General features: G+C 67.6%; 8 protein-coding genes. 7 read left to right on the top strand and 1 reads right to left on the bottom strand.

Annotation, left to right across the window (positions count from 1 at the left end; translation table 11 throughout):
* Window positions 1-25 precede the first annotated feature (25 nt).
* Window positions 26-469: a CBS domain-containing protein gene (locus tag ACSVDD_RS21715; RefSeq protein WP_448191483.1), complete on the top strand. Its 444-nt coding sequence runs from the start codon at window positions 26-28 to the stop codon at window positions 467-469.
* A gap of 296 nt (window positions 470-765) precedes the next feature.
* On the opposite strand, the gene ACSVDD_RS21710 is transcribed toward ACSVDD_RS21715, so the two are convergent.
* A complete protein-coding gene (locus ACSVDD_RS21710; protein ID WP_448191482.1) occupies window positions 766-1,467 on the bottom strand; it encodes a CBS domain-containing protein in 702 nt (233 codons plus the stop codon).
* A gap of 456 nt (window positions 1,468-1,923) precedes the next feature.
* On the opposite strand from ACSVDD_RS21710, the gene ACSVDD_RS21705 reads away from it, so the two are divergent.
* The 6 genes from ACSVDD_RS21705 to fdhF all read left to right on the top strand — a co-directional run bounded on the left by ACSVDD_RS21705 (window position 1,924) and on the right by fdhF (window position 12,523).
* Entirely contained in the window at window positions 1,924-2,613 is a 690-nt protein-coding gene (locus ACSVDD_RS21705; RefSeq protein WP_448191481.1) for a GntR family transcriptional regulator, read from the top strand.
* 41 nt (window positions 2,614-2,654) lie between these two features.
* Window positions 2,655-4,424: an oxalyl-CoA decarboxylase gene (gene oxc, locus ACSVDD_RS21700; RefSeq protein ID WP_448191480.1), complete on the top strand. Its 1,770-nt coding sequence runs from the start codon at window positions 2,655-2,657 to the stop codon at window positions 4,422-4,424.
* A 48-nt stretch (window positions 4,425-4,472) separates the two neighbouring features.
* Window positions 4,473-5,750 (top strand): formyl-CoA transferase, encoded by a 1,278-nt coding sequence (gene frc, locus ACSVDD_RS21695; RefSeq protein ID WP_448191479.1) that lies wholly within the window; start codon window positions 4,473-4,475, stop codon window positions 5,748-5,750.
* A gap of 53 nt (window positions 5,751-5,803) precedes the next feature.
* Window positions 5,804-7,957 carry an acetate--CoA ligase family protein gene (locus ACSVDD_RS21690; RefSeq protein ID WP_448191478.1) on the top strand — a complete coding sequence of 718 codons (2,154 nt, stop codon included), beginning with the start codon at window positions 5,804-5,806 and terminating at the stop codon, window positions 7,955-7,957.
* A gap of 85 nt (window positions 7,958-8,042) precedes the next feature.
* On the top strand, window positions 8,043-9,773 hold the full coding sequence (locus ACSVDD_RS21685) for an NAD(P)H-dependent oxidoreductase subunit E (RefSeq protein WP_448191477.1): 1,731 nt from the start codon (window positions 8,043-8,045) through the stop codon (window positions 9,771-9,773).
* Window positions 9,773-12,523: a formate dehydrogenase subunit alpha gene (gene fdhF / locus ACSVDD_RS21680; protein WP_448191476.1), complete on the top strand. Its 2,751-nt coding sequence runs from the start codon at window positions 9,773-9,775 to the stop codon at window positions 12,521-12,523. Before ACSVDD_RS21685 ends, fdhF begins: the two co-directional genes overlap by 1 nt.
* The last annotated feature ends 7 nt before the right edge of the window (window positions 12,524-12,530 follow it).

Below are 12,530 nucleotides of genomic sequence, written 5' to 3'. Positions count from 1 at the left end.
AGAACAAACCCAGGGAGGAAATGCCATGAAGGTCGAAGACATTCTGCGCGGCAAGGGCACGCGCATCAACATGGTCCGCATCAACGAGACGGTGGACACCGCGCTGCGGCTCATGAAGGCGGACAACGTCGGCGCGCTGGTGGTCAAGGACGTCTGCCGCACCGAGGGCAACACGGTGGTCGGCGTGATTTCCGAACGCGACGTGGTGCGCGCCCTTGTGGATCGCGGGCCGGCGGTGCTGAACCAGCCGGTGTCGGCGCTGATGACCAGGAACCCCATCACCTGCCGGCCCGACGACCCGGTGCAGCACGTCCTGCATCTCATGGACGAGCACACCATCCGGCACGTCCCGGTGCTGGACGGTCCGACGCTGGTCGGCGTGATCAGCGTGCGCGACCTCATCAAGGTGCAACTGGTCAAGGCCGGCGCGATGGAGACGCGGGCCGCCCCGGTCGCCGCGCACCACTGACCTCATTCGCCTGGGGAGGTGGCTCCTATGGAACATCCCGATCCCATCGGGTACCTCGCGGCCTACAAGAGCGCCCTGGCTTCGGTGTCATCCGGTCCCTTCGCGGGGCCGGTGCGGGGCCGGGCGAGGTCGTCATCCTCGGTCTGTTCGCGCTGTTGCTGGCGTTCGTGCTTCTCCATTGCCGGATCAAAGGCAAGTGACGGCGGGAGATTGAACCACCAGGGACGCCAAGGGGGACGCCAAGGCACCAGGAAAGGACCTATTCCTTCCTGGTGCCTTGGCGTTTCAAAGTCTTTCTACAGCCCGGCCGCGCCTTCCGCCACGGCGTCGACCACCGTCAGGTGGTCCTCGACGTTGCGGACGCCGGGGACGTTCTCCGCGGCGACGCGCATGGCGTCGCGCTGGGTCTGCGACCGCACGCTGCCCCAAAGATGGACCACGCCGTTGCGGACCACGACGTTCTTCCCGGCGTCGGGCGCCCAGGGCTGGTCGCGCAACTCGCCCAGCACGCGGTCGCGCAAGGTGCGGTCGTCGGGTATGGCGTCGGCGACGTCGGAGGCGACGCTGGCCAGGACGTGCAGAAGGTTGGCGCGGCTGATGATGCCGGCCAGCTTGCCCTCTCGGACCACGGGCACGCGCTTGATGCGGTTGGTTTCCATCAGCCCCACCACCGCGTCGAGCGGGGTGTTCTCCTCGACGGTGATGACGCTGGTGCTCATGACGTCGCGGACCCGGCGGCTGTGCTGCTTGACGTAGTCGGCGGCCTGTCCCGCCGAGCCGGCCAGCATGGACAGCCACCAGGAGTGCCGGCGTTGCGTGCCGGCTTCGGCACGGCGCAACAGGTCGCCCTCGCTGATCACGCCGAGCAGGCGTCCCGCCGGATCGCAGACGGGGAGGCCGCTGATGCGGTGCTCGAGCATGCGCTTGGCGGCATCGGCGACCGTGCTGTCCGGGTCGATGGTGATCACGGGGTTGGTCATCACATCCACAGCCTTCATGGCACTCCTCCCGAGGGTTTCTTTATGAGCGTCTCATGGTACGCCCGGGCGAGTGCCGCTGCCAGCGGATTGGTCGGCCGCATACCAAATACCACTATTTTTTCCATGATGTGGAAAGACCGGGAGGCCGCGGTGCGCATCCGAGGCCAGGAGCAGCCGCCTCTTCGCGAGGCTGCCATGCGAAAATGGTATGTGGTGTACCACATGGTTGGGCCGATTCTGCGGCGCGCGGAGCCCAGGTGATCGATAGAAATGCCTTTGAAAACAGCGGCTTGGTCTGGTTGTGTCGCGCGTGAACCGGTCGGTCGGCGAACAGTCAGTCTTGTCCGCAAATTTCCTTGTGCGGCCTTGGCATCTGGTATACCGTATCGATAATTCATTGCCCGCCGATGAATGCGGGCCGCGGACAAGGGAGGTCGCATCGACGCGCTCAAAGCGCGGGTGCGGGAGACGCCGATGGATCGAACGATGTTTGCCGTCGAGCCCCTGGAACAGGGGCTGAGCTTCAAGACCAAGGCCTATCAGGCCCTGCGCAGCGCGATCACGCAGATGGACATCTACGGCCAGGCCAGCGAGATCCGCCTGGACGAGCGGCAGCTGTGCGAGGCGCTGGGGGTTAGCCGCACGCCGGTGCGCGAAGCCATGGCGCTGCTGGAACAGGAAGGCTTCATCCGTTCGCAGCCGCGCCGCGGCATCTTCGTGGTGCGCAAGACCCGGACCGAGATCGTCGAGATGATCACCGTCTGCGCCGCCCTGGAGGGCATGGCGGCCCGCCTGTTCTGCCAGCGCGCCAGCGATGCGGACATCGAGGAACTGCGGCGCATCTTCGATGCGTTCACCGACCTCGGGCTGGACGATCACCTTCTCGAATACTCGGACGCCAACTTGGCGTTTCACCAGAAGATCGTCCAGGCGTCGGGCTGCGAGCTGATCAGCGACCTGACGCAACGCTTCTTCATCCACATGCGGGCCATCCGCCGCGTCACCATGCGCCGCGGCGGCCGGGCGGACAAATCCATCGTCGAGCACCGGGAAATCATCGACGCCCTGGCCAGTCGCGACGCCGATCTGGCCGAGCGGAGGATGCGTGCGCACTCCATGGGCCTTGCCCGCCATGTGGAGAAGAACTGCGATTTTCTCGATTGACCGATCCTGAACCTTTAGGAGCTCCGGGAGGACTTACCCTTATGTCAAGCGCGGCTGTAAAAACGCTCAAGAACCAAGCCACGGACGCGTCTGAAGTTGATGCATCGCAGGCGCTGACGGACGGCTTTCAGCTCGTCATCGATGCGCTCAAGCTCAACGGCATCGAGAACCTCTACGCCGTACCAGGCATTCCGATCTCGGACCTGCTGCGCATGGCGCAGGCCGAGGGCATGCGCGTCATCTCGTTCCGCCACGAGCAGAACGCCGGCAACGCCGCGGCGATCGCCGGCTTCCTGACCAAGAAGCCCGGCATCTGCCTGACGGTGTCGGCGCCGGGCTTTCTCAACGGCCTGACGGCGCTGGCCAACGCCACCACCAACTGCTTTCCGATGATCCTGATCAGCGGGTCGTCGGAGCGCGAGATCGTCGACTTGCAGCAGGGCGACTACGAAGAGATGGACCAGTTGGCCGTCGCGAAGCCGCTGTGCAAGGCGGCCTTCCGCGTGCTGCATGCCCAGGACATCGGCATCGCTGTGGCGCGCGCGATCCGCGCGGCGGTCTCGGGCCGTCCGGGCGGCGTCTATCTCGACCTGCCGGGCAAGCTGTTCGCCCAGGTGATGGACGCGGAGGAAGGGCGGAAGTCGCTGGTCAAGGTCATCGACCCGGCGCCGGCCCAGCTTCCCGCTCCGTTCGCCGTCACGCGGGCGCTCCATGTGCTGAAGGGCGCCAGACGCCCGCTGATCATCCTGGGCAAAGGTGCGGCCTACGCGCAGGCCGACGCGGAGATCCGCGCTCTGGTCGAGAAGAGCGGCATTCCGTTCCTGCAGATGAGCATGGCCAAGGGCCTGCTGCCGGACACGCATCCGCTCTCGGCGGGTGCGGCGCGCTCGACGGTGCTGAAGGATGCCGACGTCGTGCTGCTGGTGGGCGCCCGCCTCAACTGGCTTCTGTCGCACGGCAAGGGCAAGACCTGGGGCGAGCCGGGGTCGAAGACGTTCGTCCAGATCGACATCGAGCCCAAGGAGATGGACAGCAACGTCGAGATCGTCGCGCCGCTGGTCGGCGACATCGGCTCCTGCGTGTCGGCGCTGCTTGCCGGGATCGAGGGCAACTGGCCGGCGCCGCCGGCTGACTGGATCAACGCCGTCAACACTCGCAAGGAAGCCAACATCGCCAAGATGGCGCCGAAGCTGATGAGCAACGCGGTGCCGATGAACTTCCACGGGGCTCTGGGGGCGCTGAAGCGCGTCATCCAGGAGCGGCCGGACGCCATGTTGGTCAACGAAGGGGCCAACACGCTCGATCTGGCGCGCGGCGTCATCGACATGCACCAGCCGCGCAAGCGCCTGGACGTCGGCACCTGGGGCGTCATGGGCATCGGCATGGGGTACGCCGTCGCCGCCGCCGTGGAGACCGGCAAGCCGGTGCTGGCGGTGGAAGGCGACAGCGCCTTCGGGTTCTCCGGCATGGAGGTGGAGACCATCTGCCGGTACAAGCTGCCGGTCTGCATCGTCGTCTTCAACAACAGCGGCATCTACCGCGGCACCGACGTGAACCCCACCGGCGGGGCCGACGCGTCGCCCATGGTCTTCGTCAAGGACGCCCGCTACGACCGGATGATGGAAGCCTTCGGCGGTGCCGGCGTGCATGTGACGACGCCCGACGCGCTGTACCGCGCCGTCAGCGAGGCCATGGACTCCGGCCGGCCGACCCTCATCAACGCGGTGATCGACCCGGCGGCCGGCACCGAGAGCGGCAACATCGGCAGCCTCAACCCGCAGAGCGCGGTCCGCAAAAAGCCGACTCAGTAAAAATCGTGAGATCGACCAACACGGAATTTAAGCCCAGGGAGGGTTTACATGGGTAAGGCACTTGAGGGTGTGCGAATTCTCGACTTCACCCACGTCCAGTCCGGTCCGACCTGCACACAGCTGCTGGCCTGGTTCGGCGCCGACGTCATCAAGGTGGAGCGTCCCGGCGAAGGCGACATCACGCGCGGCCAGTTGCGCGACGTGCCGGACGCCGACAGCCTCTACTTCACGATGCTGAACCACAACAAGCGCAGCATCACGCTCGACACCAAGAATCCTCGGGGGAAGAAGGTCCTGGAGGAGCTGGTGAAGACCTGCGACGTGCTGGTGGAGAACTTCGCCCCCGGCGTGCTCGACCGCATGGGCTTCACCTGGGAGCGCATCCAGGAACTGAACCCGCGGATGATCGTGGCGTCGGTCAAGGGCTTCGGCCCCGGCCCGTACGAGGACTGCAAGGTCTACGAGAACGTCGCACAGTGCGCGGGCGGCGCGGCATCCACCACCGGCTTCGACGACGGCCCGCCGCTGGTCACCGGCGCGCAGATCGGCGACAGCGGCACCGGCCTACACCTGGCGCTCGGCATCGTCGCCGCGCTGTACCAGCGCAACAGCACCGGGCGCGGCCAGAAGGTGCTGGCGGCCATGCAGGACGCGGTGCTCAACCTGTGCCGGGTCAAGCTGCGCGACCAGCAGCGCCTCGCCCACGGGCCGCTCATGGAGTACCCGCAGTTCCCCAACGGCCATTTCGGCGACGCGGTGCCGCGCGCCGGCAATGCGTCCGGCGGCGGCCAGCCGGGCTGGATCCTCAAGTGCAAGGGCTGGGAGGACGATCCCAACGCCTACATCTACTTCATCGCCCAGGCGCCAGTGTGGACCAGGATCTGCGACGTCATCGGCAAGCCGGAGTGGACCACCCATCCCGACTACGCAACCCCGCGCGCCCGCCTGCCGCGGCTGATGGAGATCTTCGGCGTCATCGAGGAATGGACCAAGACCAAGACCAAGTTCGAGGCCATGGACATCCTCAATCAGCACGACATCCCCTGCGGCCCGATCCTGTCCATGAAGGAGATCGCCGAGGAGCCGTCGCTGAAGGCGACCGGCACCCTGGTGGAGGTCGATCACCCGACGCGCGGCACGTACCTCTCGGTCGGCAACCCGATCAAGCTGTCCGACAGCCCCACCGAGGTGACGCGCTCGCCGCTGCTGGGTGAGCACACCGAGGAGATCCTGCGCGACGTGCTGCGCTTCGATGAAGGCGTGATCGCGGAGATCCGCGAGGCCGGTGCCCTTGGGCCCCCGACGCAACGCATGGCTGCCGAGTAATCGAACCCTCTCCCCCTGCGGAGAGGGAACAATCAAACAGAGAGGGAACAATCATGAGCGCCGCAGTCGCCATCCCCAATCCAAACCCGCGCGCCTCTGTGCGCCCCATCCTCGACACCGTCAAGGCCGAGGGCCGCACCTCGCTGACCGCACCGGAAGCCAAGCAGGTGTGCGATCTCTACGGCATCCCGGTGCCGCAGGAGGGGCTGGCCAAGACCGCCAACGAGGCGGTCTCGCTGGCCCGCGGCATGGGCTTCCCGGTCGTGCTGAAGATCGTCTCGCCGCAGATCCTGCACAAGACGGAGGCCGGCGGCGTGCTGGTCGGCGTCACGTCGGAGGAGGCGGTGCGCGCCGGCTTCCAGACCATCATGGACCACGCCCGCGCCTACGACCCGGACGCCGAGCTGCTCGGCATCCAGGTGCAGCAGATGCTGAAGGGCGGGACCGAGGTCATCGTCGGCTCCATCACCGACCCGAGCTTCGGCAAGCTGGTCGCCTTCGGCCTCGGCGGCGTGCTGGTCGAGGTGCTGAAGGACGTGACCTTCCGCCTCGCCCCGGTGACGCGCGACGAAGCGCTGTCGATGCTCGACGGCATCCAGGCGGCCGAGATGCTGAAGGGTGTGCGCGGCGGCGAGCCGGCCGAGCGCTCGGCGCTGGCCGACATCATCGTCGCCGTGTCGCGCCTGGTGGACGACATCCCGGAGATCGTCGAACTCGACCTCAACCCGGTGTTCGCCCGCGCCGACAGCGCCACCGCCGCCGACGTGCGCATCGTCGTCGACTTCGAGGCCAAGACGCCGCGCTACCGCCCGACGCAGGAGCAGATCGTCGAGACGATGAACCGCATCATGAAGCCGGATTCGGTGGCGGTCATCGGCGCCTCGGCCGAAGACGGCAAGATCGGCAACTCGGTGATGAAGAACCTCGTCAACGGCGGCTACAAGGGCAACATCTACCCGATCCACCCCAAGGCCGACGAGATCCTCGGCTACAAGGCCTACAAGAGCGTCAAGGACGTGCCGGGCACGGTGGACGTGGCGGTCTTCGCCATCCCCGCCAAGTTCGTGGCGCAGGCGCTGACCGAGGTCGGCGAGAAGAAGATCCCCGGCGCCGTGCTGATCCCCTCGGGCTTTGCCGAGACCGGCAACGTCGAGGGCCAGGACGAGATCGTCGCCATTGCCCGCAAGCACGACATCCGCCTGATGGGGCCGAACATCTACGGTTTCTACTACACGCCGAAGAACCTCTGCGCCACGTTCTGCACGCCGTTCGACGTGAAGGGCAAGGCGGCGCTGTCGTCGCAGTCCGGCGGCATCGGCATGGCGATCATCGGCTTCAGCCGCTCGACCAAGATGGGCGTGTCGGCCATCGTGGGCTTGGGCAACAAGTCGGATATCGACGAGGACGATCTGCTGTACTTCTTCGAGCAGGACGACAACACCCAGGTCGTCGCCATGCATTGCGAGGACCTGAAGGACGGCCGCGCCTTCGCGGAAGCCGCAAAGCGGGTCTCCAAGAAGAAGCCGGTGGTCGTGCTGAAGGCCGGCCGCACCTCGCTGGGTGCCCGTGCCGCCAGCTCGCACACCGGGGCGCTGGCCGGCAACGACAAGATCTACGAGGACGTGCTGAAGCAGTCCGGCGTCGTCCGCGCCCGCAGCCTGCAGGACCTGCTGCAGTTCGCCCGCGGCATTCCGGTGCTCCCCACCCCCAAGGGCGAGAACGTCGTCATCATTACCGGGGCCGGCGGGTCGGGCGTGCTGCTGTCGGACGCGTGCGTGGACAACGGGCTGTCGCTGATGACCATGCCCGCCGACCTGGATGCGGCGTTCCGCAAGTTCATCCCGCCGTTCGGCGCCGCCGGCAATCCGGTGGACATCACCGGCGGCGAGCCGCCGGTCACCTACAAGAACACCGTCCGCCTCGGCCTCGAGGATGAGCGCATCCACGCGCTGATCCTGGGCTACTGGCACACGATCATCACGCCACCCATGGTGTTCGCCAAGACCATGGTCGAAGTGGTCGAGGAGATGCGGGCCAAGGGCATCGAAAAGCCCATCGTCGCCTCGCTGGCCGGCGACGTGCAGGTGGAGGAGGCGGCCACCTACCTCTACGACCACGGCATCGTCGCCTACCCGTACTCGACGGAAACCCCGGTCGCGGTGCTGGGCGCCAAGTACAGGTGGGCGCGTGCGGCCGGCCTGCTCTGACGGCCTGCTCTGACGGGAGGATGCAAGACCGTCCCCCGCCCGGATGCGGCGGGGGATGGCGTGCACAAGGGAGGAAACGGCAGACATGGACACAACCATCGTCGCCAACAGCAAGCGCAGCGTTCATCCCGGTTCGGGACGCCGCAAGACCCGCGCGCAGCCCAAGGGGCGGCAGGTCGATCCGGCGGCCCTGGCCGAGGTCCAGGAGTTGCTCGGCACCCGGTCGCGCCAGCGCGACCTGCTGATCGAGCATCTGCACCTGTTGCAGGACACGTTCCACTGCCTGCACGCCCGCCACCTCGCGGCCCTGGCGCACGAGATGCGGCTGGCCATGGCGGAGGTGTACGAGGTGGCCACCTTCTACGCCCACTTCGACATCGTCATGGACGGGGAGGAGGCGCCGCCGCCGGTCACCGTGCGGGTCTGCGACAGCCTGTCCTGCTGCATGGCCGGCGGCGAGACGCTCCTGCACGACCTGCCCGCGGCGCTGGGGCCTGATGTGCGCGTGGTGCGGGCGCCCTGCATGGGCGCCTGCCACAGCGCCCCGGCGGTCGCCATCGGCCACGCCCTGCACGAGAACGCCACGGTCGAAAGCGTCGCCACGGCGGTCGCGGCGGGCGACACCCACCCGCACATCCCTAGTGGCATCGGTATCGACGAGTACCGCCAGGGCGGCGGCTACGCGCTGCTCACCGAGTGCCTGGAGGGCCGGCGAGAGGTCGAGAGCATCCTGCACGGCCTCGAGGGCGCCAATTTGCGCGGCCTCGGCGGCGCCGGTTTTCCCGCTGGGCGCAAGTGGCGCTTCGTTCGCCACGAGCCCGGCCCGCGCCTGATGGCGGTCAACGGCGACGAGGGCGAGCCCGGCACCTTCAAGGACCGCTTCCACCTGGAGACCGACCCGCACCGCTTCCTGGAGGGCATGCTGATCGGCGCCTGGGTGATCGAGGCGACCGACATCTACATATACCTGCGCGATGAATACCCGCAGTGCCGCGAGATCCTGAAGCGCGAGATCGCGGCGGTCGAGGCGGCGGGGCTGGCCCCGCACACCCGCATCCACCTGCGCCGCGGTGCCGGGGCCTACATCTGCGGCGAAGAGTCCGCGATGCTGGAGAGCATCGAAGGCAAACGCGGCCTGCCGCGCCACAAGCCGCCGTTCCCTTCGGTGGTCGGCCTGTTCGGCCGGCCGACGCTGATCAACAACGTCGAGACGCTGTACTGGATCCGCGACATCCTGGAGAAGGGTGCCGAGTGGTGGGGCAGCTTCGGCAGCAACGGATGTTCGGGACTGCGCAGCTTCTCGGTCTCAGGGCGCGTCCGCTCGCCGGGCGTCAAGCTGGCCCCTGCCGGCATCACCATCCGCCAGCTGATCGACGAACACTGCGGCGGCATGGCCGATGGGCACCGCTTCAAGGGCTACCTGCCCGGCGGCGCCTCGGGCGGTATTCTGCCTGCCAGCATGGACGACATCCCGCTCGACTTCGGCGCGCTGGAGCCGCACGGCTGCTTCATCGGCTCGGCCGCGGTGGTGGTGCTGTCGGATCAGGACGATTTGCGTCAGGTCGTGCTCAACCTGCTGGCCTTCTTCGAGGACGAGAGCTGCGGCCAGTGCACGCCCTGCCGCGTCGGCACCGAGAAGGCGGTCAAGCTGATCAGGCAGCCGGTCTGGGACGAGCCGCTGCTGAACGAGCTGGCGGCTGTGATGGGCAGCGCGTCGATCTGCGGACTGGGCCAAGCGGCGATGAACCCGCTGAAGAGTGCGCTCAAGCATTTCCGCGACGACCTGAACAACGAGAAGAACCGGGGGAACGCCTGATGAGCGACCGGATCCACTTCCACCTCGACGGCCGGGAGGTCGAGGCGCGCGCCGGGGAAACCATCTGGCAGGTCGCCACCCGCCTTGGCACCGAGATCCCGCACCTCTGCCACTCCAACCAGCCCGGCTACCGGGCCGACGGCAACTGCCGCGCCTGCATGGTCGAGATCGAGGGCGAGCGCGTCCTCGCCGCGTCCTGCATCCGCCGCCCCACGCCGGGCATGCACGTCCGCACCGCCAGCGACAAGGCCAAACAGGCTCGCAAGCTGGTGTTCGAACTGCTGGCCGGCGACCAGCCGGAACGCGCCAGGGCGCACGACCCGGACTCGCGCTTCTGGAACTGGTCCGACAAGGTCGGTGTGACGGAGAGCCGCTTCCCGACCCGCGACGCGCCGCTGGACAAGGACTTCAGCCACCCAGCGATGGCGGTGCAGCTCGACGCCTGCATCCAGTGCAACCTGTGCGTCCGCGCCTGCCGCGAGGTCCAGGTCAACGACGTCATCGGCATGGCGCTGCGTGGCCATCAGGAAAAGATCGTCTTCGACTTCGCCGACCCCATGGGCGACAGCACCTGTGTGGCCTGCGGCGAGTGCGTGCAAGCCTGCCCGACCGGTGCCCTGATGCCGAAGACCCAGGTCGACGAGGCCGGCGTGTTCGCCGCCAGGCCCGAGCGCACGGTGGACAGCGTCTGCCCGTACTGCGGTGTGGGCTGCCAGCTTACCTACAACATCAAGGACGACAAGCTGCTGTCCGTCACCGGCCGCGACGGGCCGTCCAACAACAGCCGGCTGTGCGTCAAGGGCCGTTTCGGTTTCGACTACATCCACCACCCGCACCGCCTGACCGTGCCGCTGATCCGCCGCGACGGCGTGGCGAAGGGCGACGTGGGCATCGATCCCCTCAACCCGCTGACTCATTTCCGCGAGGCGAGCTGGGAAGAGGCGCTGGCGGTGGCGGCCGGCGGTCTGGCGCGCATCCGCGACGCGTTCGGCGGCAACGCGCTGGCCGGCTTCGGCTCGGCCAAGGGCTCGAACGAAGAGGCGTACCTGTTCCAGAAGCTGGTGCGCACCGGCTTCGGCACCAACAACGTCGATCATTGCACGCGGCTGTGCCACGCCTCGTCGGTGGCGGCGCTGATCGAGGGCATCGGCTCGGGCGCGGTGACGGCGCCGTTCATGGCGGCCAAGGACGCCGAGGTGATCGTCGTCATCGGCGCCAACCCAACCGAGAACCATCCCGTTGCCGCGACCTTCTTCAAGAACGCGGTGAGGAAGGGCGCCAAGCTGGTGGTGATGGACCCGCGCGGGCAGGCGCTGAAGCGCCACGCCACGCACATGATGCAGTTCAAGCCGGGCCGCGACGTGCCCATGCTCAACGCGCTGCTCAACGTCATCATCACCGAGGAGCTGACGGATCCCGCCTACATCGCCGCGCACACCAAGGATTTCGAGCGGCTGAAGGCGCATGTCGCCGACTTCACGCCAGAGGAGATGGCGCCGATTTGCGGCATCGACGCCGAGACGCTGCGCACCGTGGCGCGGCTCTACGCCACCTCCGCGGCGTCGATCATCTTCTGGGGCATGGGCGTGTCGCAGCACACGCACGGCACCGACAACGTGCGCTGTCTGATCGCACTGGCACTGGTCACCGGCCAGATCGGCCGTCCCGGCTCGGGTCTGCACCCGTTGCGCGGCCAGAACAACGTGCAGGGCGCCTCCGATGCCGGGCTGATCCCGATGATGTACCCGGACTACCGGCCGGTCGATGACGCGCAGGTGCGCGCCTTCTACGAGGATCTGTGGGGCACGGCGCTCAGCCCGAACCGCGGCCTGACCGTGGTGGAGATCATGGACGCCATCCACGCCGGATCGGTCCGGGGGATGTACGTCATGGGCGAGAACCCGGCGATGTCCGACCCCGACGTCGAGCACGCCCGCGACGCGCTCGCCAAGCTCGACTGTCTGGTGGTGCAGGACATCTTCCTGACCGAGACGGCCAAGTACGCCGACGTGGTGCTGCCCGCCTCGGCGTGGCCGGAGAAGGCCGGCACGGTGACCAACACCAACCGGCAGGTCCAGCTCGGCCGCCAGGCGCTGCCCACCCCCGGCGAGGCACGCCAGGATCTGTGGATCGTCCAGGAGATGGCGCGCGGCCTCGGCCTCGACTGGCGCTATCGACACCCGCGCGATGTGTTCGCCGAGATGAAGACGGTGATGCCGTCGCTCGACAACATCACCTGGGAGCGGTTGGAGCGCGAGGGCTCGGTCACCTATCCCTGTCTGTCCGAGGACGAGCCGGGGCAGGACATCGTTTTCGGCGACGGCTTCCCCACGGCCGATGGCCGCGGGCGTCTGGTGCCGGTCGACATCATCCCGCCGGCCGAGGAGCCGGACGCCGAGTATCCGATGGTGGTCACCACCGGCCGCCAGTTGGAGCACTGGCACACCGGATCGATGACCCGGCGCGCCCAGGTGCTCGACGACATCGAGCCGGAGGCGGTGGCCTACCTGTCGCCGGCCGACCTGCGCCGGATGGGGGTCAAGGGCGGCGACAAGGTGCGGGTGCACACAAGGCGCGGCAGCATCGAGCTGAAGGCGCGCTCCGACTATGGCGTGCCGACCGGGCTGGTGTTCATCCCGTTCTGCTACGCGGAAGCGGCGGCCAACGTGCTGACCAACCCCAAGCTCGATCCTTACGGGAAGATTCCGGAGTTCAAGTTCAGCGCCGCCCGCATCGAGCCGGCCGCGTAATGTCCGC

This window comes from Azospirillum terrae (genome assembly GCF_053470425.1).
This window is presented reverse-complemented; position numbering and strand designations above follow the sequence as displayed.

Excerpts from the sequence above, each read along its gene's own strand:
- ACSVDD_RS21715 (WP_448191483.1), top strand. The coding sequence starts at position 26 with ATGAAGGTCGAAGACATTCTGCGCGGCAAGGGCACGCGCATCAACATG.
- ACSVDD_RS21710 (WP_448191482.1), bottom strand. The coding sequence starts at position 1,467 with ATGAAGGCTGTGGATGTGATGACCAACCCCGTGATCACCATCGACCCG.
- ACSVDD_RS21705 (WP_448191481.1), top strand. The coding sequence starts at position 1,924 with ATGGATCGAACGATGTTTGCCGTCGAGCCCCTGGAACAGGGGCTGAGC.
- oxc (WP_448191480.1), top strand. The coding sequence starts at position 2,655 with ATGTCAAGCGCGGCTGTAAAAACGCTCAAGAACCAAGCCACGGACGCG.
- frc (WP_448191479.1), top strand. The coding sequence starts at position 4,473 with ATGGGTAAGGCACTTGAGGGTGTGCGAATTCTCGACTTCACCCACGTC.
- ACSVDD_RS21690 (WP_448191478.1), top strand. The coding sequence starts at position 5,804 with ATGAGCGCCGCAGTCGCCATCCCCAATCCAAACCCGCGCGCCTCTGTG.
- ACSVDD_RS21685 (WP_448191477.1), top strand. The coding sequence starts at position 8,043 with ATGGACACAACCATCGTCGCCAACAGCAAGCGCAGCGTTCATCCCGGT.
- fdhF (WP_448191476.1), top strand. The coding sequence starts at position 9,773 with ATGAGCGACCGGATCCACTTCCACCTCGACGGCCGGGAGGTCGAGGCG.